Consider the following 26,898-nt stretch of genomic DNA (forward strand, 5'->3'; position numbering starts at 1 on the left):
GCATTTCGGGGAAATGCTCACTGAGGTAGTTCTCCAACTTCAGACGGAAGTAGGAAAGTTCTTTCTTTGTCGTTTCCATAAATCTTTTATTTTAGGGTTGTTATACTTTATTTGTTATCGGATTCCCATTGCCGCATTGAACTTGTCAAGTTTTCCAGCGAGTTGCTCCATGTCATGCTCAACTTTCTTGTTTGTTATTCGTGCATAAATCTGGGTTATCTTGATATTTGTATGCCCGAGCATCTTAGACACTGACTCCATAGGAACCCCTTTAGATATAGACATTGTAGCGAAAGTATGGCGTGCCATGTGGAAAGTCAGATTTTTTTTTATGCCACAAAGGTCGGCAATTTCTTTCAAATATGAGTTGATACGCTGGTTGCTCATCATCGGGAAAACCTTTCCACCCTTTCTGTTGATGTCATAGTACTTTCTTATAATGGCAAGTGGAATGTCCAACAGCATTACGTTTTCATCTATGCTTGTCTTATATCTCTTAGTGATGAGCCATTGCCTGTCTTCAACGGTAACAATCTTATCGTAGGTGAGATTATATACGTCAATGTAGGCCAATCCTGTGAAGCAGGAAAAGATGAATACATTTCGTACCAATTCCAGTCTTTCTATATCGAAGTGCTTCTTCATGATACGGAGTACCTCCTCTTCTGTGAGGTAGCCACGGTCTACCAATTCATAGTGCAACTTGTGGTTTGCAAACGGATCATGCATGATAAGTCCTCTGTTTCTCGCATAGTTCACGACTGTCTTTAAGTTTCTCAATTTCTTGGTGGTTGTGTTATGTACACCACCTACAACGGATGTCAGATACAATTCAAAGTCCTGAATAACGGCACTTGTAAGTTCTGTCAATCCAATATCCTTACGATGATATTTTGCTTGCAGAAAATCCTGAAAGTTCTGCCTCACTACCTTATACTTATAAAAAGTACCCTTTGTCAGCGTCTTGCCAACTTGTTGCGTGATGGAGTCTATGTATTTGTCAAAGACTGGAAGGAAAGTTGTAAACTCCTTATCTGTTCCAAGAAACACTGACCTGATAAGGTCTAAGGACAGGCTCTCAGAGGTTTCATATTTCCTATAAATCTGCATCAAAGTAGTTGTCAGTGCATCTATCGATGCATTGACAGAAAGGGCTTCTGCCGTTCTACCAATCATTCTGCTGGTTTTATTACTCCATTTAGATTTATCCACGAAAATTTTAGTGGATCCCAGATTTGCCATTTCTCCTCCGAGATACATCCGGAGCATTACAGGCGATTTTCCTTCTTTGTTCTCATAGTTGGAACGTAGGTAGTAGGACACCTTGAAAGTTGTTTTCATAACGCATCATTTTAATGTAGCATTTTGGCTACAAAGTTCGACATAAGTTGTTGAAAACAAGAGATTTGTATGCCGTCAAATTGGTAGTCATTTTCCATTCACTGCTACATTTTTTTGAGTGCCTGCTTTTGTGTAGCAGTTTCTGTAGCAGAAAATGACCGAATGATGACTATCAAAAGGTATGGTTTGGCAGTCAAGCAACTACGGATAAAAAACAAAAAATCGCTGTAAAACCTTGATTTTACAGCGATTATCCTTGTTTTGAAGGCTAAAATGACGTATTGTATGACGTCCTCTTGAAACCTATATGTGGACCAGCCAGGGCTTGAACCTGGGACCTCCAGATTATGAGTCTGTTAAAATAAAATTTTTTGAGGTTTTATAAAATTTTTCTTGGCTTTGTAAGTTGTTGTCTCACAATTATTTTATAACTTTGCGGCGCAAAAGTGAAATTTTAATAAACCTCAATTAATGGGCGATTTTGTTCGCATTTTGTTCGCAAATTGTTCGCAAGATTCCCATGAACGAAGCAACAGACTATAGTTATGAAGGCTGAAAAGACATCTATCAAGTGCGGAAAAGTGGACAACTGTTCACTTACTTTAGTTCTAGACAAACGTACCAATAAGAGTACGGATGTATACCCTTTGGCCATCTGTTTTCAGATAGCAGCTAAACGGTATTACTACAAGCTAAAGGATATTGACTATCAAAGCGAGAAGTACTTCAATGACGTATGTAGCGTGAAAGGAGCGAAAAGTTCGCTTATGCCTGTTCATGTCGAATGGCTAAAGATGCTAGAAAGCTACAGGGAAAAACTGGAGAAGCTAAGCAAGAAGCAGACTTTAACACTCGACCTTATCCGTACTTATCTGACAGGTGCGGAAATCGAATATGATAAAGCTACATCTTTTGTAGGTGTTTGGGAGAGCATTATCGCAAGAATGAAAGCAGAAGACAGGGTTGGTACCGCAGAGAACTACCAGTGGGCACTCAACTCCTTCCTTAAATACGTTGGTGATGTGAAGGGCTTCATGGTCGGCAAAAACGTAATTTACAAGTGGAATGATGTAATGAAAAATGGTGTGGTCGAAAACGGCAAGGTCGTCGGAAAGATTGCTGATGCCACCCGTGGTATGTATCTTCGGACCTGCCGTGTTGTTTGGAATGAATGTATTCGCCAAGGTTTTTTGACCGAGGACAAATACCCCTTCTCCAACAAGGACAACACGCTCATCTCAATTCCACGAGGTAAACGTCGCCAGCAATCGTATCTTAGCGTTGATGAAATGACGGAACTATATAAAGTCTTCGTTGAGAAGCGCTATCCCGAAGGTTGGGATCCAGCTTATAAGAAACGTGCCCATGATTCTTTGGGCCTATTCCTGGCACAATATCTGTGCAATGGATTCAATCTTGCCGATGCAGGACGTTTGACCTACAACCGTACTTACTTTGCAGAAGGTGGTCGTGCTTTTGAGTTTATGCGAAAGAAAACATCGGCACGAAGCAACAGCATGTCGGTGGTTATCGTTCCTATCATAGAACCACTCAAAGTGATCCTTAATGAGATTGGAGCCAAGCCAGAGAAGGACGCATATGTTTTTCCTCAAATCTTCAATGGAGCCACAGATGAAACCTTGCGAAGGAAACTGACGGTACAGGAAAACTCCAACATCAAAGACCGCATGAACCGTATATGCAAAGAAGTACTTGGGTGGGACAAGGTGGTGTCTGGAACATGGGCGCGTCATTCTTTTGCTACAAATCTGAAGTTGGCGGGCGTAGAGGAACTATACATTTCTGAAAGTATGGGTCACTCGCAAGGTAACGATGTAACCAGCGGCTATCAGGACATGTATCCTCTTGAAATCCGATTCCGAAACAATAGTAAGCTGCTCAACCTTGAAAAGGAAGAAGAACCTATCGACATTGATAGTCTTACTCCTGAACAGATGAAGGAAATGCTAAAGAAGATGATGGGGCAACAATAAAAATCGCAATTCGTTGTGATTTTTACGTATTATTATGGCAATTCATAGTAAATTATACCTAAAATCGCATTTTATTGAGATTTGCGCCTTTGTTTGAAAATAATTGCTTATCTTTGCACCGAAATCGCAATATATTGAGATTATGACACAGCAGGAAATAGGGAATGCCATCAAGGAAAGGCGGAAAAAATTGGGTATCAACCAACAAACATTGGCTGACCTTGCAAGTGTGGCTGTTAATACCGTTGTAGCGATTGAACGAGGCGAGGGTAATCCTCAGCTCGCCACCTTGCTCACGATACTCGATACTTTGGGTCTGCAAATAGACATTAACATCAAGCAACTTGACTATGAGACAGTGTAAGGTTTATGTTCATGACATGGAGGCTGGCATATTGCAAGAGACGGATGCCAGGGAATATGTGTTCACTTATGGTAAGGACTACCACGGCGAGCCAGTTTGCTTGGCAATGCCCGTAAGAAAAGAGCCTTACCGTTCCAACCATCTCTTTCCTTATTTTTATAACATGTTGTCTGAAGGCTCCAATCGCCAGGTGCAATCCATGTTGCATCATATCGATGAAAACGATGACTTCGGCATTATGCTGGCAACAGCTCAGCACGATACCATTGGAGCCGTAACCGTTAAGCCCTTATGAATATGGTAGAAATAAACGTATGCCCTTCTACATTGCAGGAAGGCTTTACCACCTATTCCCCTGTAGCTCGGAAACAACTGTTTGATGAAAAAGAAGTTTCCCATATTCTTGATTTTGACAGTCCCAATAACGATAGTGGTGACAATGAAGCTTATCTGAAGAATGTGGGGCGCATCTCGCTCTCTGGCGTTCAACCTAAGGCGAGCTTGGTGTTGAGTGAAGGACATTTGGTAAAGCCAGCTGAAGGTGAACGTGGAACATACATTTTGAAACCTGCTCCAACATCATACGCCTTGCTTGACCGTAAGTATTGCCCTGCCAATGAACATCTAACCATGCAGTTGGCTTCGCAGGTCTATCATATAGAAACGGCAGCAAATGGCATTTGTTTCTTCCAAGATGGTGAAGCTGCCTATCTTTGTCGACGTTTCGATGTCGGCCCTAATGGGCAAAAGTATAGCCAAGAAGACTTTGCCTCTCTTGCAGGACTGACCGATGCCAATGGTGGCAGCGATTTCAAATATAGTAATCTGAGTTATGAGGAATGTGCTGACATCATCCGCAAATACGTCAAGGCTGCTCCCGTCGAAATCCTGAAGTACTTCCGCATCGTTGTCTTCAACTATCTCACTCTCAATGATGATGCGCATCTGAAAAACTTCTCACTTATCAACCGAGGTGACGGAGAATACCACCTCACCCCTGCCTACGACCTCATCAATACCAGTCTACATTTGAGCATGCCACGCATCTTCGCTCTTGATAAAGGATTGTTCAAAGAAGGCATGCAACTATCCGATACAAGAACTGTTGGCCGTAAGGACTTCGAGGAGTTTGGTCGCCGTATAGGTCTATCTGAGCGATTGATAAAACGAGAAATGGATTTCTTTGCAGCAGAGCATCCTCTGGCAAAGGATATGATTGACCATTCTTTCCTGTCCGAATCCCTGAAACGAAGCTACTGGCTTTCGTACAACTATCGACGTGCAACGTTGGGATTTAAATGATGCGATTACACTTTTCCAAGGTGTTTTTGCCTCTTTTTGTACACTTTTCTAAGATTCACATAAGAATGCCCGAATGATTACTTGTTATCAGTAATACATTTGGGCATTTATGCTTTGTACTTATGGGAAAAGCTAATTTGTCAATAATCATTAGCGAATAATAATCTTTTTTTGTAACTTTTTTCTTGTTACGCAGAAAGGCTGCAGAGTGGCATTGTACCTTTGCACCCGAAATCCAATGGAAGTATGGGTGAGCGGTCGAAACCAGCACACTGCTAACGTGCCGAGCTGCAAGGCTCCGAAGGTTCGAATCCTTCTGCTTCCGCAAATTGGAGGTTTGGCAGAGTTGGTCTATTGCACTGGTCTTGAAAACCAGAGGGCGGTGAAACGCTCCAAGGGTTCAAATCCCTTAGCCTCCTCTGATGGAACTTTGGCAGACTTGGTGTATGCGCAGGACTGAAAATCCTGAGAACGTGGTTCGACTCCACGAGGTTCCACAAATATATTGAGGTGTTCTCCAGCGGCAACGAGAGCAGACTGTAAATCTGCCGCCATTCGGCTTCGTGGGTTCGAGTCCCTCCACCTCAACGATGGGAGCATAGTTCAGTTGGTAGAATGTCGGTCTCCAAAACCGAAGGTCGGAGGTTCGAACCCTTCTGCTTCTGCAAAATCGCGGGATAGAGTAGTGGCCCAACTCACCAGTCTCATAAGCTGGGCCGGCCAAAAACCGGACGCAGGTTCGAATCCTGCTCCCGCAACTACATGGAGTTTGTAGCTCAGTAGGTAGAGCGCCAGGTTGTGGCTCTGGTGGTCGCAGGTTCGAAACCTGTCAAACTCCCTATTACGTGAGGATGCCCGAGCGGTTTAAGGGGGCGGTCTGCAAAACCGTCATTCATCGGTTCGAATCCGATTCCTCACTCAACAAATAAAGACTCCAGTTGCCGATAAAAGGAACAGGAGTCTTTCCATTATCCATAGTTAAGAATTGCCGTCAGCCTTTTCTTAACCCGTGTGAGTATTCTACCCATTTGCTGAAACTCTGGTTTGTCCTCTGTCGTTTCCAACATTTTCACAGCTTTAGTAATAAGATTGAAATCCTCAGCTGTCAGGGGCAACTCTGTAATAGAGTAGTTCGGATCAGCGTACTTGTAGTACTTCTGATCATATACCTCAATGGGCGCATTGTATCCGAGCTTGTCAGAACGCATAATCTGAATATCGTTCTGAACAGTTCTCAAAGAGATGCCTTTGCGGATACCCTCCATATCATACAGCGCTTCAGATATTTCATCAACCAGGTCCTCTATCGTCCATCTTCTGTATCTGTTGCGTAGGCATCTGTCTATTATCTTGTAACGCAATAATGCATTTTTGTTTACTGGCATGAATGTATTTATAATTTAAAGAGTCCATAATTTGTTTATATTGCTATTAAATGGTTCATAATGAAAACTGTGCAGAAAACAATCTACATCTTTCTGCGTATACCAATACTTATCGCCTTCTCTTGAAAAACCAAGATATCCATTATCCCTTAGTTTTTTGAGATATTTATCCTTCACTCCCAGTAATTCCATAACCTCTTTGTTGTTGTAAACCTTCATAGAGGGCTGGACAACTACAGGAGATGCTTTCATATTTTTTAGAATCATAAGTATTTCTTCTAAGATTTCTCTATCACTTTGTTTATTTTTCCTATTCATTTTTACCTGTTTTTATAATTCATTTACTCATCTGGAATTTCACGGAAGCCTCCGTAGTCATCATCATACCGAACTCTTTTCTTCTTAAACGTGAATTTTCCACTAGGATACTTCGTTTTAAGCTCATGCAATTCTTGGTTTAAGCGTCTAACGAGATCATCTTCACCGTCATCACCTGACAACATCCAGTCTATTCGTTGAGCATATATGTATGCCATTCTAAGGATATAAACTGCCCGTTTCATAATCTCCATTGTCTTCCGATTGTAGGAACTATAGTATTGTTCCTCTAATGGTATCTCCCGTGAGTAACGATGTTGGTGTTCTTCCAATAATACATCTGGAATCTTTCTCCCTGCTTCCAAGATGGTTTGTTCGATATCATCGGCTATAAGTTCTATAGTCCGTTGTGAATAATCAAATGTACCTCCACTCATAATTGTATACTTTTTCTTTGTATTTTTGTCATTCATTAAATCTCTATCATTTTGCCGAAGTCAAATCCGTTTGTCAGATGCTCATTCGCAAACACATATCCCATCTGATTACACACAATTTTAGTATGTCCTATCGTTGTGTCGATATTGGTATGGGAATGACCATATATCCACACATCAATACGGCTATCGGCAACGAAATCACCAAGTTCTGTAGCAAAGCCAGAATTGATGTCTGAACCAAGGTGCTGAGGTGCCACCACCTGCCGTGTTGGCAAGTGATGGGTCACCACGACAATCCTCTCTGCTGTACTTTCTTGGACACTCTGCTTGATGAAGTCAAGACAGAACTGATGCATCCGGTTGTAATCATCTACTGTTAGGCGATGGTCTTCATACAGCGTCTGGTAGAAATCATTCAATCCATGGGACACGATATTTTCATCACCTGGCGGAATATGCGACCAAAGGGTGCTGAAGATGAAATCGACATTATCGATTCTGACTACCTGATTCTGGTAATAGCCGACATTCTCCTTGAACATCCATTCCCATTGCATACCACGAGTCATTATGTCATAATAACCATAATAGTCGTGGTTGCCTGGAACAATAAGTACCTGGCGATAGTTTGTCGATGCCCATTTCCAGAACTTGCCCAGTGGGGCCACATCGTTTCTCAGATAGAAGATGTCACCGGCCAGAACCAACACATCACCCGTAACAGGAAACTCATTATGTTTCAGATACCTGCTGTTCTCTGCGAACTCCATATGCAGGTCACTCATGTATTGTATCTTCATTGTTACTTTTCTTTACTTTGTTCAACTTGCTTGTCAATGATTCTCTTTACTTGCCCAAACGATACTGGGGTAAAGTTGTTATTGTCCACTCCTACGTCGTATTGTGTCGGATAGAGATACTGGAGTCTTCCGGCATCAATGCCTGAATTGCTCCTTCGGGTATGGACGTGTCCGAACAGCTGCCAAACATCATCCTTATAGCCGCCCTCAAAACAGAGAAAGGGATAGTGGCATAGGTAGATTCTCTTCTTCCCTATCTCGATTCGCATCTGCATGGCAACATGTTCAAAGCGACTGATGAATCCTTGTCGAATATTCTTCAAATCATGGTTACCCATGATTAGATAAATTTTGCCATTCAGACGGTCGAGTATCTTTGTCCATTCTGCCGCACCACCCAGACAGAAATCGCCCAAATGGAAAACTGTATCATCTTTACCTATCACGCTGTTCCAGTTTGCTATCATCACATCGTTCATCTGCTCTACGTCCTTGAACGGACGATTGCAGAACCTGATAATGTTCGCATGATTGAAGTGCGTATCTGATGTAAAGAACGTATGTTCTGCATTAAACTTGAAATTCATTTCCTTCTTTGTATTATTCTCTCCATGCCCCATCTGGAGCACGGAGAGAGTTTGTTAATTAATCGAGTATGTAAGCCTGGCCCATATAGACCTTCTTCACCATCTCAGTAGAAAGTTTGTTCAGTTCCTTGTTGAGCAACTTCTGTTCGCTCTTTTCAAGGCAACCATACTCACCGCCATGTTCCTTCAAGAAATCTTCGAGCACGTCCTTAGAGAACAGACCCATGATTTTTCCGAAGTCTTTAGGCACGTGTACCTCACCTATGTGGCTAACGACATTTGCCAGGCGCTGTTCGGTAACGTATGCCTCTACATCAGGGATTAGTGCTTTCAATGCCTCGCTGTAGGGAACAGGTTCGGCAAAGAGCTTGTTGCGCTTCTTCACACTCTTCTTTTCGGCAAACCGTTCGTTCTTGCTCTTGATGAGCACCCTGCTTCCATTTCTCAGGTACATGGGAACGACAGGTCTTATCACGATACCCTCGCAGATGTTGTCTTCAATGGCAGGGAAACCAAGCCATTCAGCAATCTTGCTCTGGAAAGCGTTAGGGTATTTGAGACATTCACCGAGAGTGCCCTTGAACAGAGTCCTGGCATAGAAGAATCCGTGCTTGTCGAAAAACTCGTTTACTTCATCTACAGGCAGATACCTACCGCCATCCTCGTTGATGACATAGATGTCAAAACCATAGAACTCATGTTCAGGGGTGTAGCATACACCCTTCTGGATGAGAGACAACTTGCGGTTTGGCTGCACATCCTTGTGAGGATAGGTTCCACCGAACATCTCACCGAAGACATTGACGCTCCTCACGTCCTCATATCTGCTGAAGACATCCTTGGTAAGGGCCACAACTTTGTCTTTGTACCTTTCAAGCAACTCGGGATAGTCGTAGAACATCTCCTCCGCTTCCAGCAAGGAGGTACGCTTTGCAAACCTTACGTTCTCTCCGTCGCAGAGGAAACTGGTATTGGCACCATGTACCTTTTCCTGTACCACATATTCCAAATCGGTTGGCATCTCTGCCACGATGCGCTCCATGAACTCTCTGTTGAAGGAATTCTCGATGGAGCTGTACTTTTTGAATTCTAACATTTCTTTGTTCCTTCTTGTTTTTGCGCATCGCTGCGCGGTTAATAATTGATTGACTACATATTGTGCCGTAGGCCAGGCCGATGAGGAGAAGTCTTGTCGGTGGTAAGTCGACAGTGTTCATGGTTGTGATAGGCACAAACGAAAAATGGTTGGAAAGCATTGCTGACTTTCCAACCACTTCGTTAATCTCGTGTTTGCACATACAATTATGTCAGGAGTAATCCACCCCCTCCTCGTGCAATATGGAAAGTCTTCCTATCTGAATAGCGTGGTGCAGCAATGCTTGACGTATGCATATAGGAATCGCATTCAAGGCACCATGTGCTCTGAATGTTCAATCCGCCTAATGTGTTAAATTTCTGTCTCTGCATTACTGCTATTTTTATGGATTTTCGTAAAATTGGCTGCAAAGATACACTTTTTCGTATAACTGACCAAAATTTCAGGGAATTATTTTAAGAGGCATTATTGCTTATACACTTGTGTATAAAAAAGTTTGCGTGCCCGAATGATTCCCACAACAAGGGATTTATTCGGGCGTAACTTTTTATCTTCCTACAGCTTGTGCCTTCTTTCGAGATGAAGGTTTTACCATTGCGGCAGCCGTAGCGATACAGCGTACCCACCATCGCTCATCATCCTCATCCTTCTTCTGTTCCCATCCAGACAAGTTCGACACACCACCGCCACCACATGATTCTGCGTAAGAGGTGGCCAGCTTGACATAGTTGAGAGCAAGCAACATGGCACAGTTGGCTATATTTTGAACGTTTTCGGCAAGGTCATAATAACCCTTCTCTCGTAAAATGTCACGTTGCCTATCGTTTAGAGTCGGAATGATTTCCTGCATAGTCTTAGCCAGCATCATATTGTAAGTACTGGTGATTCCCATACGGATGCGTGCTGCCTCCCTATCAATATCATCACCTTCTCTTTCCAAGGCTCTTTGATGCTCTCGTTTCATGTCAAATAGTTCTTCTCGAATATTCTTAAGGCTGGCACTCGTTTCTTCTAGCATTTTGGAGCGTTCAGCAATTTTGCTGTCAATGTCTTCCATCTCTTGGCGAAGGCTCTTAATACGGGCTGTCAGAAGAATGTTGTCCGTACCTTCCTCACCTAAGCTACGGGCGATTTCGTCTATCTCTCGCTGGATAGATGCACGACGCTCCCGAAGATTGGCTATCATTGTTGTCAGACTTTTCAGTTTACGTTCCTCTTGTCTGATGTCGGCAGCCAAATCAATCTTCCGGCTTTCAAGCTGGTTCACGTCATTCACAAGTTCTCGTTTGTATTCATAAGTGGATCGGTGACGGGCTCCAGTTTCTCTGATGCTGTCACCTCGTTCCAGTCCCCACTTCATACTAACCTCTTTTGAGAACTCATCGTGCAGTTGGGAAAACAGCTGCCCCATCTCATACTTGTTTTGCCCAAATACAGAACGCCACGAAATGCGGTTCTTCTCCCGGTCTAATGGAATAAGCGTACAATGTGCGTGAACATTGGTCTCGTCAAGATGGACGTAGAAGCTGACGAGGTTCTCTTCGCCGAAACGATGGGCAACAAAGGCATACACATCTTTTGCCCATTCCTCGATGTCATTGTTCCTTGTCAAGTGGGAGTTATCGGCACCCTTGTCAAGGCTCAATGTCTGGTTTCCGAAAGCGAGTTCGTTCATGCGTTCTCGGCTTCCACCAAAGATAAATTGTGCCAGCGTGTTCTGCCGACGGCGGACATTCTCTCGGGCATTAGGGTCTTTTATTCCACGACCTGCAAGATTGTCTGCCATCTTCTGCATGATGGACTTCGACTTGTCTATTGGTTGGACGATACCACCACGAACCACCTCAAAATTCAGGTGTGTTCGTGTTGGGTCATAATTTGCCATCGGGTCATTTGATTTCTTCCGGAGGAAGTCTTCACTCCAGTTTCGTTGCTGTTCGTTACTCTCTGCCTGGCTAATACCATCAGAGTTTGGACGTATGTCCATTACCTGTTTTCTGTTCATAATTTTTCTTTGTTTTTTTAATTGATGATGTGATAATTGAAGTATTTTCTGAGCTTGCTCCCTGAACGGGATAACAATAATGGTCTCACCCACTCGCGTTAATGGAAGTTAACGCATATTAGGCTATGCGATTCGTAGAATCACTCTCTTCCCTCTATTCGATTTTGGCTCCTTTGATGAACAAGTTGAATCTCATTCGACCATTTCTCGCCATGACAAAGTTCAAACAAGCTTGACTTTGTTCATTTGGCTTAACGAAATGGTTCATCTGCCACAATCGCCCTTACCATATTCGACATATTGATGGAGTTCATCACAATATGTCCCATTGATTCCCTCATGGGAACGAGAGCATTTGTGGCATTCTGGATTCCTGCCGTGCCATCGTTTTTCCTGTGCCATCAGGAATGATTTCATGGCTTCGTCATCCTCTCTTTGTGGAGGTGGTTCTGATTTTACCTCAGATTTGGATATTGGTTTCATCGCATCTTCGTCAATGGAAGAAGCACCTACCACCTCCAGATTAAGTGCCTTGACGAGCAATGCGATGTTGGGATTGGCATCCTCCATTCTCATCAATGCTGCTTCCTCTTCGGTTGGGCGTAGGGGTTGCTGGCTGAGAACCATCTGGGCAATGGTGTGGCAATCGCCTTGTACATTCTCCATCACTTCTGAGAGATGAAACTGGAGATTGGGAACTGCTTGCAGCGTTTCTTGCCATTTGTTATACTCACCTTTGTTGGGGAATACTACCACAGTTTTTCCGACAAGAGGGAACAAATCGGTAGGAGTCGTTTGTTCTTTTCCAGTTGCAAGCCAAACGTATGGCGTTGGGAAACAACTCATAATGGCAGCAGTCAGTTCATCCGTCACCAGTGCAACCGTCTGGCTGGGGAAGGCACCAAGTAAGTGCTCACCAAACATGCAAGTCGGTCGCCCATCTTGATAGTACCAACTGTCATCATAGACCTTGCCTGTTTCGCTATCCATTGTGATGATGTGACCATTAGTAATCTTGTTCTCTGCATTGATGTGCCAGAATATTGATTCGCCTTGCTCTGTAGCACCAATTGGATAGCGTTTCATCAGAGCCTCTAACTTATCTTGGTCAAACCAGACGAAACCGCAGAGGTATTCAAAGAATGAACTGCTGAAACTCGTAATCTCCGTTTTCATAGGCTATCCTCCTTCCAGTTGATTCCATGCTGTGAACAGATATGGAAGAACGTACCGATCTTGATATTGCTGACATTGCGCAGAAGATTGTCGAACTTCTTGTCTGTCTCAGATGCTTTGTACTTCGCATTTTGCGAACTGACCATATGGAACAGACTACGTCCACATTCACCAAGTGATGCCAAGGCTGCACCCACATGGAACCATTCATCGTAGGTGGCGGTAATGTCGATGCTACGGTCTTCAATTATATGGCAGCACTTCTCGACCTGTTCCATGTCGTCACCACTATATGCACTGGAACTGTGGTATGTCTGTTTAGGTTCCACCCATACCTTAGTATATAATGTAGCATCTTCATTTATATACGGCTCTGGGTCGTAGGAGATGAAGCGCATCCTGTTCACGTTCTTGCATGCTTTGTCAATGATTAGTCCGCTGTTGGCGAAGTCACGTTTCAGGGCTTCGAACTGATCCTCGTGCTTATCAGGATAGGCAATGCGGAAGATGGCAAACCAGCCTTTGCCACGGATGCTGCGGCCCGCATAGAGTATCTGGGGGATGTTATGCCACTCATGCTTCAGGTCATCGAACCAGTCAACGTCCATGTTGTCTTTCTTGTCGATGTCGATACAGAGAAGGTTCGAGTGGGCCACGAGGTTTTCCGCCTTACATGTAGGGGCAAATGTGCCTGAGATGGTTGCCACGGGCAGTTGCAACTTCAAGCGCTTTTGTTTATCTTCATCCGATATGGAACGGATATACTCAATCTGTTCCTTGTGTTGGTCGTTGAAGAGGAAGTCGCGCAGGGAAATTTCCGTGCCGACATTGTCTTCCACGTTTCTATAATAGCTAATCTTCGTATCAAATAAACTTTGCATCGTTATTCAAAATTTAAGTTTGTTGTTGTAGTTGTAGCTTGGCTTAAAGTCTTGTAAATACGGGGCTTAATGCTACAACAAGGGTACAACCATATAGATGAGATTCCATGATGGAGATAAGAGCACCTTGGTTGTAGGGTAGTTGTTGGCTTGCGCCCTTTATCCATAGGCTATTACTGACATCTACAACTACAACCATCATTGTTCCTTTAGTATTTTATTGACATACTGCTGTGACACACCGAGGACTTCGGCAAGAGCGTTCTGCGACTTGATTTTGAACTGCCGACTGACTGCCCGAAGCAGGTCGCCGTTGGTCATCGGACGCTGTGTGGCTGCCGAGCCTCGCAACAAAGGATAAATGTGTTCAACATGAATCTGGGTAAAGTAATCGGCAACGCGAATGGCATATTCCATGCATTCTCCTGTGATAACAGGTTCGTTCCAATGCTCAGACAGCAGATGTGCCATGATAGCCAGACGCAGCACATGAATGTTCATCTTCTGCCTCACACCACCGATGTAGTCATCCTCTTCCGCATCAGCCTTCATGTCGTTGGCATCGGCATAGTCAGCGTAGAGTCTTTCAGCCTCATGGGACAGCAAGAGCGGTAAAGATTCCATACTGAACAGCCTTCCTATGATGTCACTCCAGTTGTCACGCATTTCCGTTGTCATCCGTCTGCGGTCCTGTCTCTTGATGAACTCTGCTTTGTCAGGATAGACGAAAAGGAAACGCTGGGTGAAGCCTGAATCCATCAAGGCATCAGTGCCAAAAGTCTTGCCGAGTGGTCCTGGTTGAATACCACCAATGATACTCATGGCAGGGTCATCGACAAGTTTGGTATCTTCTGACTTTCGGTTGATGGTAAAGCTGACATTAGACCAAGTTGACAGCAGTTGAGACACTTCAGTTCCTGAACCGTTACCACCTTTGGAATATCGCCCGAAAGAATCAATGAAGGACTTCAGCTCATCGGCAACAATGACAATCATGTCACCTTGCGCCAGCAATGCGTTACGAGACTCTGGGGAACTATCGCCAGCCACTCGTTGGTGGAATATCGGTTGTTCACCGCTAAAGTTTCTATCCTCCCGTTTGTTTTGGTCATAAACAATCTTCGCCTCGGAATACTTGGCAAAGTTAGCTTTGTCATGTTCCCGTAGAGGACTGGTGACTTCCTTCAACGGCCCCGTCTTATTACGACTCGGCTTACCAACCATACAAATGAAGTCACAAGGATAATTGGTGTATGGGTTGGTGGCAAGCAGCACTTTTTTTCCTGCCGCAATGCCTGCCGTTGTCAAACAGATGGCAACGACAAAGTCCTGTGGGCATCCGTACGATTCTGCAACAGTACGAATATAGTCTTGAACTGATTGTGACAGCCAGTCAATTGGTAAGGTTGGTTCTGTGAAATTCGAAGCTTTCAGGTGCTGTACCTCTTTTGGCCTTTCGGTAGGAATGGGCAATGACTCAGGAGGCACAAGGGATGGCGGTTGCTCGTCTGGAGGAGTAAGCGAAACCTTGATAGTAGGTTCCACCTTCTCCACCTCAGCATTAACGAGGGAAAGGAAGTCGGGCTGCCCTCCCGCAAATGGCATGACTTGTTCACTCATCTTTGGACTTTTTAATTTCACCATTTAGCAATGCCAGGACATCACTATATTTGTACATCACCCGACGGCCACCAATCTTTCTGGAATGGAGATGCCCCTGCTTATCCCATCGCCAAAGGGTGGTGAAGTTCACATGCAGTATGTGAGCCGCCTCTTCACGAGTGATGAAACGTTCACCTTCCGGGACATTCATCCATGCCTCATAGTCATTCTGTGCGTTCTTGGTTTGAGCAGCCACGATGTTTTGGGCCATCTCATTTACCAATGCGTCAAGGTCTTCCCTCGACATTACAACCAGTTGGTTGCCTAAGATCCTATTTTCAGATTGCATAATCACGTTTTTTTGAAGTGAAAGTTTTGTTTGTTATCTCTCATTCGTTTGGCACCTTATGCACGGATCCTTTTGCATTTCAGATTTAATGAAGTGTCGCGTCCGACAATCCTGTAATCTGAGGCACCGCCACGAAATCGAATGCAAAATTAGAGTGCTGCAAGCTCCAAGAAGAAAATCACATCAAAAACCAGCCATTTTTGCCCTCACATTTCAAAATTGGTTCTAATGAGGAGGGCAATTAGAACCAACTCTGTAAGTCAAATGAGCAAAACCATGCTTGTATGAGTTTTGTCATGACGAGAGTTGGAAGAATGAATTCAACTAACAATTTGGTTTTTATAATTTAAAACTTCTTATATAGACCATTTCGAATCAGAATGAGGGGAGGCGCGAACAAGAAACCGTGAAAAAGCATAAAAAAGAATGAAGAAATATAATGTTTTCCAACAAATTGCAGAATAAATGATTTTTTTTTCATTATCTTTGCGACATTAAATTCACAAAGATGGAAGATATCAATCGGATAAAAGTAGTACTTGCAGAGAAGAAGCGCACAAACAAGTGGCTTGCAGAACAGATGGGCGTCAATCCAACCACCGTATCGAAATGGTGCACCAACTCTTCACAACCCGACCTCGGCAATCTATTAAGAATTGCGGACTTATTGGAGGTTGATATAAAAGAGCTGTTCATTAGAGAGTATAAGCAGTACCTGCTTTCGCAGGAAATGAGGTAATAGACAGAGTATAGGCAATGGAAACTCCTACGATAAAAAAGATAAAGGAAATCTTACCTAAAATTGATGAGCATCTCATTAATTTTAGGAAGTATTATAGAGAGCAAAACACCGATTTGGACTCTGCGCTATATGGGGATGAGACAGAATATAGTGTTAATGGTATAGTTGCTGGAGTAAGAAATGTGCTGACAGATATGCGCTTCTTGGTTAAATCCCATAATCTCTTTATTAAACTATCGACTCTTGGTGAACGTAATCAGATTGTCAATGAACTATCTAATATCAATGCACATCTTTCAACAAATAGAGTCGTCAATGTAACAAGATCTCTTGACCAGTTGAAAATGATATTAAGGACATACAATCTAAGAATTGATCGCCAACGATATCTCGATTTCAACACGACAATAGACGAGTTATGCCGTAAGGCTGTATCATTAAGCGATGAGATTGAAAATGTCAAGAATAAGCTTGATGAATCGGAAACAACTTATACGTTAATTGAAGAAAAGAAGCATGAATTTGAAAATATTCTTGCGGAATTAGTAGAACAAAAAGACTCGTTCTCTACAGAGTTTGACTCGTTTAAAAAAGAAACTTCAGACTTTAGGGATTTGGCTAACTCTGCACAAGTGAATAGTAAAACTATATCAAATAATCTCTCTATAACAAATGAAGCGAAAAATACGTTTGATGAATTTATTGCGAAAATTGACGAAAGAGAAAGCCAACTAAATAGGCAAGGGAAAAGTACGGAGGAATACAATGTAAAGTTAGAAGAATTTGCAAAATCATATGGAGAGAAGCTTGACGAAGTTCAAAATTTGATTGAAAAATCAAAACAGGCTCTTCAATTTACCACTGCTGAAGGTATGAGTGCGGCGTTCGCTACTCAATACCAAAATGCCAACAAATGGTATTATAAAGTTGGATGGCTTAGTGGAGCTTTGGTTTTTGTTATACTTACATTGCTGATTGGGGCATGGATAGTTACAGGTTATGGAGTACAACAAAAGGAAGAAACGATGTGGTTTAGCCTAATTGGAAGATTAAGCATGATTCCATTTACAATTTATGCTGCTATTTTCTGCTCCCAACAATACGTTAAACAGAAAAACCTAGTAGAAGATTATGCATACAAATCTGTATTATCGAAATCAATCATCGCTTTCTCTGAAGAATTACGTAAGAATGACCCAGAGAAATATACAGAATATTTATCAACAGTATTGAGGGAAATTCATCAAGATCCTTTACGGAAGCGTGGAAAAGAAAAGGAAGACGATTCCTACAAGGATTCTGCTGGAATTCTTGGCAGAGTTATTGACCTTGCGCAAGCCGTAATAAAACAGAACAATGAATAATCAAACATGGTTAAAAAGAAATATACATTCATAGATTTATTTGCTGGTGCTGGCGGTCTCTCTGAAGGGTTTGTTAGGGCTGGCTTTACTCCTATTGCCCATGTAGAGATGGACAAATATGCTTGCGACACGTTAAGAACACGGGCTGCCTATCATTATCTTCGTGGGAAAAACGAGTTGGATGTCTACAAAAAATACCTACTTGAGAAGAAAGAAGGCGAAAATGGTGAAAAGCTATGGAAACAGGTTCCTAAATCTATAACAGATAGCGTAATTCATGAAACCATAAGTTCCACAACTATTGATAATATCTTCCAGAAGATAGATTCTCTGAAGGGTAAAGCAACTGTTGATTTAATCATCGGAGGACCTCCCTGCCAAGCATATTCCATTGTTGGACGTTCAAGGATGGGGAAATCTGTTGAGGAAGATCCTCGGAATGAATTATACAAGTTTTACGTGAAGTTTTTGGAGAGATACACTCCGAAGATGTTTGTTTTCGAGAACGTTTTGGGACTGATTACGGCAAAAAAAGGTGAGCCGTTAAAGGACTTGAAGCAATTGGTTGACAGCATTGGCTACGAAATGCAGATTCAAGTTCAGAATGCTTCTGAGCTTGGTGTTCTGCAAAGACGTCAGAGACTTATCATCGTTGGCTGGAAAAAGAGTGGCATAAACTCAAAAGGTGAGAGATATTTTTATCCGCAATTGAAAAAAGAAAAAAATATCTATGCTGTTATGAAAGACCTGTTCTCCGACCTTCCGCAACGCAAAGCGGGAGAAGGCAGTATAGCGGAATTAGTTCCATATACCAAGCCTTTAAAAGAAATGAAATATCTGAGAGAATCATGGATTCGAGATAGTGACTTTGACTTTACCACACAACATGTGGCTCGTCCACATAATGTAAACGATCGTGAGATATATTGTTTGGCTATAAAACAATGGCAAGAAAAAAAGAAACAGTTAGACTACTCCAAATTGCCTGCACATTTGCAGACGCACAAGAATACCAAATCCTTCTTGGACAGGTACTCTGTTGTTGATCCCGATGGCTGTAGTCACACTGTTGTTGCCCATATCTCTAAAGACGGGCACTATTATATATATCCGACTCCTAATCCAACCATTGAAAATGTTCGCTCTATCACAGTTAGAGAAGCTGCAAGACTACAATCATTCCCTGACGATTATTATTTTGAGGGGAGTAGAGGTGCCGCATTCAAGCAGATTGGCAACGCCGTTCCAGTTGTATTGGCTTATAAAATCGCAGAAGAATTGAAGAAGCAGTTGTAAACTTATGGATTACTCCAAACTACCTAAAACAGAAGCAGTCCCTGAGGCATCATCGATGATAGAAACCTTCAGGGCAATAGGATATAATCTTGAAACGGCTGTTGCAGATATCGTTGACAATTCAATATCTGCAGGGGCAAAGAATGTCTACATTGACAGAATCTGGGAAGGAGGTAACACCATTATCACTATCAAGGATGACGGTTGTGGTATGAGCAGTGACGAGATTGTCGAAGCAATGCGTCCTGGTTCACATAATCCTTTAGAGACACGAGCGGCAAACGACTTGGGAAGATTTGGCTTGGGCATGAAGACCGCATCTTTCTCACAGTGTCGAAAGTTGACCGTCATAAGCAAGAAGGCTGGCTATCATTCTGCCTATTGGACTTGGGATTTAGATTATGTGGCATTAACACATAAATGGGAATTAATTAGGTGGACTCCTGATGAGTATGCTGATGCCATTGACAATCAGAAATCAGGAACAATGATAATATGGACTGACTTAGACAGGGTTATTCCCCCGTCAACGTCAGTAAGTGATATTGCCGCAAAGCAGAAATTCTCTGATGCATGGGCAAGAGTAAAGTCCCATATTGCAATGACATTCCATAGGTTTATTGAAAGCAATGTTATCTCAATATACTGGGGTGAGAATATAATTGATGCATGGAATCCATTCTGCCTGTCAGAAAAGAAAACACAGATATTCCCCTCCGAATCCTTATATTTTGGAAGCCAAAAAGCTGAAGTAAAAGGCTACGTTCTACCTCACAAGAATAATTTCAGCTCAGAGGAGAACTACAGAAAAGCAGAAGGAATGTATGGTTATCCAGCGGCACAGGGATTTTATATCTATCGTGGGAAAAGATTATTGTTAGCAGGTAGTTGGCTTAACTTGTTTAGGAAAGAAGACCACTATAAACTTGTCCGCATCAGTATTGATTTACCTAACACACTGGATTCAGAATGGCAGATTGATATTAAGAAATCAACAGCGACACCCCCTATCTCATGCCGTGAACAACTTCGCTCCTATGCTCTTGACGTTAGAAATAAGGGTATGGAAGTGTATCGGCACAGAGGTAAGATATTAAAGAAAAAAGCTGGGGCAAATTTCCAACCATTATGGTTAGAAAAGAAAAAAGGAAACAAGTGGTCATTTGTTGTTAATAGAGAAAATCAGTTGATAAAGAATCTGCAAGAAGAAGCAAAGACAAATCCTGTGCCTGCAATTAATAAATTGCTTAGGATTATTGAAGAATCCATACCAACACCGACTATTTTCATTAAACAATCGAGTGAGGAGAATTTGCAGAAAGAGCCATTCTCAGATATGGATATTTCTCTGATAAAAGAGATGTTGTGTCGGATGTATGATAATCTCATTGCATCTGGACAGGTATCTGAACAGGCAAAAGCAGTTCTAAAAACCATTGAGCCATTTAACAATTACGAAGATTTAATAGAAGAACTATGAATATGGAATCATTTCAGAAAGCGATTGAGGTTTGTAGGACTCTCATAGGTATAAAGAATCCTGTAACAGATGAAGACATTGATAACGCTGTCAATAATGTCGTTTTGATGTTTCCGAGTCTTGGCAAAGAAGTCCTCAAAACCAAACTAATGTCTATATATAGTGTTCGGGTGGAACCTATGCAGATATTGGAAGGCCGAGATAGGCGAAGGCCTTGGCTAATGGCTTTTAAAGCTGAAGAGACCAGCAAATGGCCATTCTGGAATAGATATAAATATTATCTAGAACATCAAAAGGGATTTGAACCTGCAGCAATTCAAGGTGTCGATGAGATGACGGATAAAATCTTGGATAGATTCTTTAACCCCTTAAAAACAGATGTGATTATCAATAAGAAAGGACTTGTTGTCGGACAGGTTCAGTCGGGAAAAACTGCAAACTACACAGGTCTTATTTGTAAAGCTGCTGATACAGGATTTAATTTAATCATTGTATTGGCAGGAATTCATAACAATCTTCGTAGTCAGACTCAATTGAGACTTGACGAGGGATTCCTAGGCTTTGATACCCAATTTGAAAGGGCAAGTACAAAAGAAACCACGAAGATAGGTGTCGGATTAATACCTGGGTTCGAAGATGCAATCGCAAATTCATACACAACGAATGCAGAGAAAGGGGATTTTACCAGTCGTTCTGCAAACACTGCTGGTTTTAACTTTAATGCCCCACAACCAGCTCTTCTTGTTGTTAAGAAAAACTCTTCGGTGTTGAAACGTTTGAATACATGGCTAAACACTCACGCAGAAAACGGGAAGATTAACAACAAATCCCTTTTGATGATAGATGACGAGGCAGATAATGCCTCTATCAACACAAATGCTTCTAATGAAGACCCTACGACAATCAACAAATATATATGTTCCATTCTAAACAAGTTTAATCGTACTGCATACGTTGGATATACTGCGACACCGTTTGCGAATATTTTTATACCTTTAGATGACACAAACTTGTTTCCACGTGATTTCATTATAAATCTTCCAGCACCGTCAACATACATTGGGCCAGACAAGGTCTTTGGCACATCATTAACACCAGATGATACTAATGACGATTTATTGCCAATAGTTACTCCAATTAATGACTTCCATAGTTTTGTGCCAAATAAACACAAAAAGGATGATGTTAAGCCCTCTTTAAATGAAGTGCCGGAATCATTACGCCTAGCCATAAAGTGTTTTATCGTGACGTGTGCAATAAGGATTCTTCGCGGCCAGGAGCACAAACATAATTCGATGCTAATCCACGTAAGCCGGTTCCAATCATGGCAAAACCACATAAAAGACTTAGTTTCCAGGGTTTTTAACTATTACAAACAAGAGATTGAAGTCGGGGATAAGATGGTTCTTGAAGAACTTCGGTATGTATTTGAAGTAGATAGGGGGGATTATAAATCTTATAAGACCACTACGCAAACAATACTGGAGTCAAAATTTAAAAGCATTGACGACTCGCTAATTATCCACAAGTGGGAAGATGTTAAGGGACAACTATTTAAGGCAGTACAAAAGATTGCAGTCAAATCCATTAATGGCTCATCAAATGATGCCTTAACTTATTATGACAACAAAGATGAAGGAATCTCGGTAATTGCAATAGGTGGCGATAAGCTCTCACGAGGTCTTACCTTGGAAGGACTGTCAATTAGTTATTTTTTGAGGGCATCCAAAATGTATGATACATTGATGCAAATGGGAAGATGGTTTGGATATCGTTCTGGATATGTTGATTTATGCAGACTTTTTACAAGTAGTGAACTAAATGAATGGTACCGCCATATAACACTTGCTAGTGAAGAGCTTCGAGAGGAATTCAGTTATTTGTACGAAGTTGGTGGTACCCCAGAAGACTATGCACTTAGAGTCAGAAACCACCCTGGAGTACTGCAAATAACGTCTCTATCAAAGATGAGATATGCGAATACCGTAGAAGTTTCTTGGGCTGGTAGATTGGTTGAAACATATCAATTATTAAAAGATAAAGAAAATAGGCATGCCAATTTTGTGGATGTGGACACTTTGCTTTGCGACCTTGGTAGTTATGAACTAAAAGGGAAGAATTATTTGTGGCGAAACGTCAGTCTTGAAAAAATTATAGTCTTCTTCGAGAAATACCGATTGCCAGCCTCAATGGTTAAAGTTAATCTGGGGGCAATAACAGAATACATAAAGCAAGTTAATAAATCGGGAGAATTGTCTGATTGGAATGTGGTGTTAATGAATAAACCCACAGGAGAGAAGGTGCTGGAACATGATGGTTATTTATCAAACGGTTTGGGATTTAATTATTTCCTTCGTGTTCCGTCCAATGACTCAACAGACAATTATCTTCTGAGGAAAAACCATATCTTAGGTAATCCACGTGATGAATTTATAGACCTGGACGAACCGAAACTTACAGCCGCATTGGAAGAAACTAATCAAAAATTGAAAGATCGTAACCAATCCTATCCTAGTCCCAAATTGGTAAGAGAAAAATATCGTGACGTTAAGCATCCATTGTTGATAATATATCCAATAAAACCAACAAATGATTATGTGACAAGTAATGCTGATGGAAATGAACCGTATATGAGCTTTGCCATTTCTTTCCCTCACACCAATACTGGTGTAGCCATATCGTATTCCGTTAATCAATTGAATGATTTTGCAGATACTGAAGACATCTTTGAATCAGAAAACGATAATGTGTATGAACAGTGATAATATGATAAAAGATATTTGGAAGGAACTCGAGGAGGCTCATGTTCCTAGTGTTGTTAAAAGAGCAATGGACATTCCTTCATGTCTCAAAATGTTCTGTACCTATAATGGTCAAGATGGATATTATGGAATAGCTTTTTCTTTTAGCGAAGGAATAAATCTTGATATATCCCCTTTTCAAAATTTATCCGAAATAGAGGTGTCTTTATTTAAGGATAGCTCTTTTCCTGATTCAAAGTTCTTATTGATACAGTTGGTTAACAGGGACTGTAGAGTTCGTGATATTTTTGCAGCGATATGTGGCAACATAGCTAATACGATACAATCTGTCTCATCCGAAAGAGAGGCTGTTCTGCTGGTTGTGAGCCAAATGCGAAAATGGCAAGATTTGTTTTCTAAGAAAATAAAGACAACTTTGTCCGTCCAAGAACAACAAGGGCTATTCGGAGAGCTGTCATTCCTTCAAAAATTGATATGTTCATCAATGGACAAGGTACATGCAGTGAAATCTTGGGTAGGCCCCAACATGACTCCGCAAGACTTTCAAAGCGAATTATGGGCAGTAGAAGTAAAAACTATAGTAGCAAATAAGTTCCCTAATGTGTCAATAAATGGTGAGCTACAATTAGACGAATCTACTATAAGTAAACTATATCTGTATAATTTGGTGGTGGAGATTCTTCCTGTCGACGGAAAGACTCTGCCAGAACTCATTGATGAATTGCGGGATAGTTTAAGCCAAGAAACCTATGCAACGAACCTATTTGAAAACAAACTGTTATATTCTGGCTATTTCGATACAGATAAAGACGTTTATAAAGAGCGTCACTATTATACACGTAAAGAAAACTATTATTTAGTTCAAGGCGACTTCCCTCGAATAAAAAAAGAAAATTTATTGTTAGGTGTAAGCGATGTGAAATATTCAATATCGCTTGCCGTACCTACCGAGAATGTTGTTGAAGAGAGTAATGTACTAAATACCATTCTATCATATGAAGGAAATCAGAAAGTTTTATAAATCTTTAGTTCAAGAGGTCCTTACTCGGCAAATTGCCAATGAGGAGGGAGATAACCAAGAACAGACATTTACTCGTATATGTCTGGAGCTTTTGAGTGAGGCTGGAGAAACAGAAAACACCGATGTGGCTTTCTATGAAAGGGATTTGGGCACGCCAAATCAACAAAAAGTAAATGGTTATGCTATAGCTGACAACTATGAAACCGTTGATTTGTTTTTGTCTATATATGAAGGTACGGAAGAGTCTGTAACAATACTTAAAAGAGATATAGAAAATGCGTCAAAACGTTTGATTAATTTCTTTAGGAATGCTATTTATTCGGACTTTGGTAATGATATTGAAGAGTCTTCTTCAATATTCGAATTTGTCAACACATTAGGCAACTATAAAGAGCTTAGGGATTCGTTAGTCAGAGTGAATGCCTTTATTCTTACAAACGGGACATATAAGGGGGAAATCCCTGCAAGTAAAGAGATAAGTGGTTATAAAATCTTTTTTCGAATCGTTGATATCAATTATCTGTATCAAATATCTGAGCAGTCTCATGCTCCCATATTTATTGATTTCAAGGAAGAAGGTTGGAGCGTACCGTGTCTTCATGCTACGTCTAGTAATTCGGACTATGAAGCATATGTTGCAATTCTTCCTGGCAAATGCCTATCCAGTTTGTATGAACGATATGGTGGACGCCTGCTGGAACAAAACGTCAGGTCATTCCTGCAATTTACTGGAAAGATTAACAAAGGAATACGCGAGACCATTAAAGAGAAACCACACATGTTCCTAGCCTATAACAATGGTATTGCTGCAACAGCTGATGCGATGGAACTTGATGAAGATGGCAGAACCATCAAGAGCATTTCGAATCTTCAGATTGTTAATGGAGGACAAACAACTGCCTCAATATATCATACAGAGAAAAAGGATAAGGCAGACATCTCAGACATCTATGTCCAAGTAAAATTCTCCATCGTAAAAAAGAAAGACGATTACGCAAATATAGTGTCTGCTATTTCAAAGTATGCCAATACTCAGAATAAGGTGAACAACGCAGACTTTTCAGCCAACAATCCAATCCTTGTTGAATTGGAGAAAGTGTCTCGATACGTAATGACTCCTATTACTCCCGAGAGGTCTATGCAGACGTATTGGTTCTTTGAACGTGCTAGGTCGCAGTACAAGAACATCCGTCAAAAAGAAGGATTTACCAAGTCAAGGCAAAAAGCATTTGACTTAAAATACCCAAAGAACCAGATGTTCACAAAAGTCGAGCTAGCTAAATACATCAACTGCTTTGAGGAAGTTTATGAGGGAAGCAAGCTGGTGATTGCACCCCATATTGTGGTAAGAGGCTCAGAAAAGAACTACGCACAGTTTGTTGCTAAAAATCTGCCTTCCAGTGCAAAGAAAATAACGAATGTGTATTTCGAAGATACCATTGCTAAAGCTATCCTGTTCAAGGCAGCAGATCAGTTGTATGGAACCAAAAGGACGGGAAACAACATTGGTGAACTAAAATCGGTGGTTGTTCCCTATACTATAGGACTGCTGAGTCATTTGACTGGCGGAAGGATAGACTTGTATCGGATTTGGAAAAATCAGAAAGTATCGGATACCCTGTCAAATTTTATCTATTCGCTGATGCTACAGGTGAATCCGTTCATCATGAACATTTCGCCATCTAACAACTATCTGGAATGGGCAAAAAAAGAAGAATGCTGGCTTGCTGTGCGTAATAGCAAGGATTGGAAATATGACTTGGATTCTATAGAAGACGATTTGATTGACCCAGAACATCCCGTTGTTCGAAAGGTCACTGTAAATACTGCTGCAGATAACAAATCCGAACATGATTTGAAGGTTGTAAAATCAATACCTTACAAACTATGGCAAAAATTTGCTGAATGGGGTGCAGAGTCTGGTGAATTGAGCCTAATCTTACAGTCTAAAGCCAAGGAGATTGCAAATGATTTAAAGTATAATCGTAAACTTTCCTCTGCTAGTGTAGCTCGCGGAATGGCTATTTTTGATAAAGTTTGTGAAGAAAATTATGAACTTTTAGAAGAAATCGACCAATTGCGTGAAGAGGAGCAAGCGGAAAAGGAACAAAAGGCGAAAGAACGTCAGACCGTCAAAAACATCAATCTTAATGATATTGATATCGATATTGATTTAATAAAAAGAATGGTCGAATGGGATAGGAGAAATCGTGTCCTAGAAGACTGGAAGTTCAAGGTCATGCAAGATGTGGCAATTGGACTAAAGCCTTTGAACGAAAAGTTAAAATGGGGTTTCAAACTCAATCTTAAATTGTTGATTTTAAAAGGTTTTGATGAACTATAGAAAAGATTATTTAATATGGTATTACGATTCAACATAGAGAAGCTTATCGATAACAAACATAATAATATTTTACGAATAAAACGTTATATGATTATGCGCAGATATACAATGAAAAAACTATAGCAAAAGCGCAAAGTCGGACCAAGAGAAAGGAGAAATATAGATTAATGAAAGGGTAGATAAAAGGGTAGATTGAGAAGAGCCCCATCGTTGACCTACAAAATGTCTTAGAAGAAAAAATCAAGCAAC

Annotated in this window: 24 protein-coding genes and 8 tRNA genes; 19 read left to right on the forward strand and 13 right to left on the reverse strand. The window is 41.4% G+C overall.

The annotated features are described in order from the left end of the window. The coding region (locus BM114_RS14035) for a DUF1896 family protein (RefSeq protein ID WP_143089224.1) at positions 1 to 79 on the reverse strand (79 nt) is incomplete at its 3' end. Between the two features lie 35 nt (positions 80 to 114). Next, positions 115 to 1,341, reverse strand: coding sequence for a site-specific integrase (locus BM114_RS00005; protein WP_092108786.1), 1,227 nt, complete (start codon positions 1,339 to 1,341; stop codon positions 115 to 117). Between the two features lie 545 nt (positions 1,342 to 1,886). On the opposite strand from BM114_RS00005, the gene BM114_RS00010 reads away from it, so the two are divergent. From BM114_RS00010 to BM114_RS00065, 12 genes are all read left to right on the forward strand, one after another. Continuing rightward, positions 1,887 to 3,335, forward strand: a complete 1,449-nt coding sequence (locus BM114_RS00010) for a tyrosine-type recombinase/integrase (protein WP_177207003.1) — start codon at positions 1,887 to 1,889, stop codon at positions 3,333 to 3,335. Positions 3,336 to 3,477: 142 nt separating this feature from the next. Next, positions 3,478 to 3,699, forward strand: a complete 222-nt coding sequence (locus tag BM114_RS00015) for a helix-turn-helix domain-containing protein (RefSeq protein WP_092108790.1) — start codon at positions 3,478 to 3,480, stop codon at positions 3,697 to 3,699. Further along, on the forward strand, positions 3,686 to 3,994 hold the full coding sequence (locus BM114_RS00020; protein WP_092108794.1) for a HipA N-terminal domain-containing protein: 309 nt from the start codon (positions 3,686 to 3,688) through the stop codon (positions 3,992 to 3,994). The genes BM114_RS00015 and BM114_RS00020 overlap by 14 nt, the downstream gene beginning before the upstream one ends. Positions 3,995 to 3,996: 2 nt before the next feature. Beyond that, on the forward strand, positions 3,997 to 5,001 hold the full coding sequence (locus BM114_RS00025) for a type II toxin-antitoxin system HipA family toxin (protein ID WP_091826732.1): 1,005 nt from the start codon (positions 3,997 to 3,999) through the stop codon (positions 4,999 to 5,001). Between the two features lie 240 nt (positions 5,002 to 5,241). Then, positions 5,242 to 5,326, forward strand: a tRNA-Ser gene (locus BM114_RS00030). Between the two features lie 6 nt (positions 5,327 to 5,332). Further along, positions 5,333 to 5,420 (forward strand) — tRNA-Ser (locus BM114_RS00035). A gap of 5 nt (positions 5,421 to 5,425) precedes the next feature. Beyond that, positions 5,426 to 5,498 (forward strand) — tRNA-Phe (locus tag BM114_RS00040). Positions 5,499 to 5,507: 9 nt separating this feature from the next. Then, positions 5,508 to 5,589, forward strand: a tRNA-Tyr gene (locus BM114_RS00045). 4 nt (positions 5,590 to 5,593) lie between these two features. Then, positions 5,594 to 5,666: transfer RNA gene (locus BM114_RS00050), tRNA-Trp, on the forward strand. A 6-nt stretch (positions 5,667 to 5,672) separates the two neighbouring features. After that, positions 5,673 to 5,759, forward strand: a tRNA-Met gene (locus BM114_RS00055). 7 nt (positions 5,760 to 5,766) lie between these two features. After that, a tRNA-His gene (locus tag BM114_RS00060) sits at positions 5,767 to 5,839 on the forward strand. A gap of 7 nt (positions 5,840 to 5,846) precedes the next feature. Continuing rightward, positions 5,847 to 5,920 (forward strand) — tRNA-Cys (locus BM114_RS00065). Between the two features lie 49 nt (positions 5,921 to 5,969). On the opposite strand, the gene BM114_RS00070 is transcribed toward BM114_RS00065, so the two are convergent. The 11 genes from BM114_RS00070 to BM114_RS00120 all read right to left on the reverse strand — a co-directional run bounded on the left by BM114_RS00070 (position 5,970) and on the right by BM114_RS00120 (position 15,640). After that, positions 5,970 to 6,386, reverse strand: coding sequence for a hypothetical protein (locus BM114_RS00070; RefSeq protein ID WP_025002845.1), 417 nt, complete (start codon positions 6,384 to 6,386; stop codon positions 5,970 to 5,972). A gap of 15 nt (positions 6,387 to 6,401) precedes the next feature. Next, positions 6,402 to 6,704 (reverse strand): helix-turn-helix domain-containing protein, encoded by a 303-nt coding sequence (locus BM114_RS00075; RefSeq protein WP_092108797.1) that lies wholly within the window; start codon positions 6,702 to 6,704, stop codon positions 6,402 to 6,404. Positions 6,705 to 6,727: 23 nt separating this feature from the next. Further along, on the reverse strand, positions 6,728 to 7,177 hold the full coding sequence (locus BM114_RS00080) for a hypothetical protein (RefSeq protein WP_092108802.1): 450 nt from the start codon (positions 7,175 to 7,177) through the stop codon (positions 6,728 to 6,730). Then, the gene (locus tag BM114_RS00085) at positions 7,177 to 7,944 is read right to left on the reverse strand and encodes a metallophosphoesterase (protein WP_092108807.1); all 768 of its coding nucleotides are present in this window, start codon (positions 7,942 to 7,944) and stop codon (positions 7,177 to 7,179) included. The genes BM114_RS00080 and BM114_RS00085 overlap by 1 nt, the downstream gene beginning before the upstream one ends. A 2-nt stretch (positions 7,945 to 7,946) precedes the next feature. Beyond that, positions 7,947 to 8,531, reverse strand: a complete 585-nt coding sequence (locus tag BM114_RS00090) for a metallophosphoesterase (RefSeq protein WP_092109689.1) — start codon at positions 8,529 to 8,531, stop codon at positions 7,947 to 7,949. A gap of 58 nt (positions 8,532 to 8,589) precedes the next feature. Continuing rightward, positions 8,590 to 9,627, reverse strand: a complete 1,038-nt coding sequence (locus BM114_RS00095; protein ID WP_092108812.1) for an RNA ligase, Rnl2 family — start codon at positions 9,625 to 9,627, stop codon at positions 8,590 to 8,592. 547 nt (positions 9,628 to 10,174) lie between these two features. Beyond that, positions 10,175 to 11,725, reverse strand: coding sequence for a MobV family relaxase (gene mobV, locus BM114_RS00100; protein WP_092108816.1), 1,551 nt, complete (start codon positions 11,723 to 11,725; stop codon positions 10,175 to 10,177). 171 nt (positions 11,726 to 11,896) lie between these two features. Next, positions 11,897 to 12,808 carry a DUF6371 domain-containing protein gene (locus BM114_RS00105; RefSeq protein ID WP_092108820.1) on the reverse strand — a complete coding sequence of 304 codons (912 nt, stop codon included), beginning with the start codon at positions 12,806 to 12,808 and terminating at the stop codon, positions 11,897 to 11,899. Further along, positions 12,805 to 13,689 (reverse strand): PriCT-2 domain-containing protein, encoded by an 885-nt coding sequence (locus BM114_RS00110; protein WP_092108824.1) that lies wholly within the window; start codon positions 13,687 to 13,689, stop codon positions 12,805 to 12,807. Before BM114_RS00110 ends, BM114_RS00105 begins: the two co-directional genes overlap by 4 nt. A gap of 198 nt (positions 13,690 to 13,887) precedes the next feature. After that, positions 13,888 to 15,309 carry a DUF3987 domain-containing protein gene (locus BM114_RS00115; RefSeq protein WP_092108828.1) on the reverse strand — a complete coding sequence of 474 codons (1,422 nt, stop codon included), beginning with the start codon at positions 15,307 to 15,309 and terminating at the stop codon, positions 13,888 to 13,890. Next, positions 15,302 to 15,640 (reverse strand): helix-turn-helix transcriptional regulator, encoded by a 339-nt coding sequence (locus BM114_RS00120; protein WP_092108833.1) that lies wholly within the window; start codon positions 15,638 to 15,640, stop codon positions 15,302 to 15,304. Before BM114_RS00120 ends, BM114_RS00115 begins: the two co-directional genes overlap by 8 nt. Before the next feature lie 508 nt (positions 15,641 to 16,148). On the opposite strand from BM114_RS00120, the gene BM114_RS00125 reads away from it, so the two are divergent. The 7 genes from BM114_RS00125 to BM114_RS00155 are packed head-to-tail and all read left to right on the forward strand — an operon-like array spanning position 16,149 to position 26,649. Next, on the forward strand, positions 16,149 to 16,379 hold the full coding sequence (locus BM114_RS00125; protein WP_092108838.1) for a helix-turn-helix transcriptional regulator: 231 nt from the start codon (positions 16,149 to 16,151) through the stop codon (positions 16,377 to 16,379). Positions 16,380 to 16,396: 17 nt separating this feature from the next. Next, positions 16,397 to 17,746, forward strand: coding sequence for a hypothetical protein (locus BM114_RS00130; RefSeq protein ID WP_092108842.1), 1,350 nt, complete (start codon positions 16,397 to 16,399; stop codon positions 17,744 to 17,746). Between the two features lie 6 nt (positions 17,747 to 17,752). Further along, positions 17,753 to 19,042 (forward strand): DNA cytosine methyltransferase, encoded by a 1,290-nt coding sequence (locus BM114_RS00135; RefSeq protein WP_092108845.1) that lies wholly within the window; start codon positions 17,753 to 17,755, stop codon positions 19,040 to 19,042. 4 nt (positions 19,043 to 19,046) lie between these two features. Beyond that, complete coding sequence (locus BM114_RS00140; RefSeq protein ID WP_092108847.1) at positions 19,047 to 20,522, forward strand: ATP-binding protein; 1,476 nt, start codon at positions 19,047 to 19,049, stop codon at positions 20,520 to 20,522. Continuing rightward, complete coding sequence (locus BM114_RS00145; RefSeq protein WP_092108850.1) at positions 20,519 to 23,284, forward strand: Z1 domain-containing protein; 2,766 nt, start codon at positions 20,519 to 20,521, stop codon at positions 23,282 to 23,284. Before BM114_RS00140 ends, BM114_RS00145 begins: the two co-directional genes overlap by 4 nt. After that, positions 23,274 to 24,305, forward strand: coding sequence for a PD-(D/E)XK motif protein (locus BM114_RS00150; protein WP_177207004.1), 1,032 nt, complete (start codon positions 23,274 to 23,276; stop codon positions 24,303 to 24,305). Before BM114_RS00145 ends, BM114_RS00150 begins: the two co-directional genes overlap by 11 nt. Continuing rightward, positions 24,280 to 26,649 carry an AIPR family protein gene (locus BM114_RS00155; protein WP_092108856.1) on the forward strand — a complete coding sequence of 790 codons (2,370 nt, stop codon included), beginning with the start codon at positions 24,280 to 24,282 and terminating at the stop codon, positions 26,647 to 26,649. Before BM114_RS00150 ends, BM114_RS00155 begins: the two co-directional genes overlap by 26 nt. Positions 26,650 to 26,898: the final 249 nt, after the last annotated feature.

This window comes from Prevotella sp. KH2C16 (genome assembly GCF_900113305.1).
Classification (GTDB): domain Bacteria; phylum Bacteroidota; class Bacteroidia; order Bacteroidales; family Bacteroidaceae; genus Prevotella.

Bases quoted from the DNA above. Each gene is read 5' to 3' on its own strand.
- BM114_RS00005 (WP_092108786.1), bottom strand. From the start codon at position 1,341: ATGAAAACAACTTTCAAGGTGTCCTACTACCTACGTTCCAACTATGAG.
- BM114_RS00010 (WP_177207003.1), top strand. From the start codon at position 1,887: ATGAAGGCTGAAAAGACATCTATCAAGTGCGGAAAAGTGGACAACTGT.
- BM114_RS00015 (WP_092108790.1), top strand. From the start codon at position 3,478: ATGACACAGCAGGAAATAGGGAATGCCATCAAGGAAAGGCGGAAAAAA.
- BM114_RS00020 (WP_092108794.1), top strand. From the start codon at position 3,686: ATGAGACAGTGTAAGGTTTATGTTCATGACATGGAGGCTGGCATATTG.
- BM114_RS00025 (WP_091826732.1), top strand. From the start codon at position 3,997: ATGGTAGAAATAAACGTATGCCCTTCTACATTGCAGGAAGGCTTTACC.
- BM114_RS00070 (WP_025002845.1), bottom strand. From the start codon at position 6,386: ATGCCAGTAAACAAAAATGCATTATTGCGTTACAAGATAATAGACAGA.
- BM114_RS00075 (WP_092108797.1), bottom strand. From the start codon at position 6,704: ATGAATAGGAAAAATAAACAAAGTGATAGAGAAATCTTAGAAGAAATA.
- BM114_RS00080 (WP_092108802.1), bottom strand. From the start codon at position 7,177: ATGAATGACAAAAATACAAAGAAAAAGTATACAATTATGAGTGGAGGT.
- BM114_RS00085 (WP_092108807.1), bottom strand. From the start codon at position 7,944: ATGAAGATACAATACATGAGTGACCTGCATATGGAGTTCGCAGAGAAC.
- BM114_RS00090 (WP_092109689.1), bottom strand. From the start codon at position 8,531: ATGAATTTCAAGTTTAATGCAGAACATACGTTCTTTACATCAGATACG.
- BM114_RS00095 (WP_092108812.1), bottom strand. From the start codon at position 9,627: ATGTTAGAATTCAAAAAGTACAGCTCCATCGAGAATTCCTTCAACAGA.
- BM114_RS00105 (WP_092108820.1), bottom strand. From the start codon at position 12,808: ATGAAAACGGAGATTACGAGTTTCAGCAGTTCATTCTTTGAATACCTC.
- BM114_RS00110 (WP_092108824.1), bottom strand. From the start codon at position 13,689: ATGCAAAGTTTATTTGATACGAAGATTAGCTATTATAGAAACGTGGAA.
- BM114_RS00115 (WP_092108828.1), bottom strand. From the start codon at position 15,309: ATGAGTGAACAAGTCATGCCATTTGCGGGAGGGCAGCCCGACTTCCTT.
- BM114_RS00120 (WP_092108833.1), bottom strand. From the start codon at position 15,640: ATGCAATCTGAAAATAGGATCTTAGGCAACCAACTGGTTGTAATGTCG.
- BM114_RS00125 (WP_092108838.1), top strand. From the start codon at position 16,149: ATGGAAGATATCAATCGGATAAAAGTAGTACTTGCAGAGAAGAAGCGC.
- BM114_RS00130 (WP_092108842.1), top strand. From the start codon at position 16,397: ATGGAAACTCCTACGATAAAAAAGATAAAGGAAATCTTACCTAAAATT.
- BM114_RS00135 (WP_092108845.1), top strand. From the start codon at position 17,753: ATGGTTAAAAAGAAATATACATTCATAGATTTATTTGCTGGTGCTGGC.
- BM114_RS00140 (WP_092108847.1), top strand. From the start codon at position 19,047: ATGGATTACTCCAAACTACCTAAAACAGAAGCAGTCCCTGAGGCATCA.
- BM114_RS00145 (WP_092108850.1), top strand. From the start codon at position 20,519: ATGAATATGGAATCATTTCAGAAAGCGATTGAGGTTTGTAGGACTCTC.
- BM114_RS00150 (WP_177207004.1), top strand. From the start codon at position 23,274: ATGAACAGTGATAATATGATAAAAGATATTTGGAAGGAACTCGAGGAG.
- BM114_RS00155 (WP_092108856.1), top strand. From the start codon at position 24,280: ATGAAGGAAATCAGAAAGTTTTATAAATCTTTAGTTCAAGAGGTCCTT.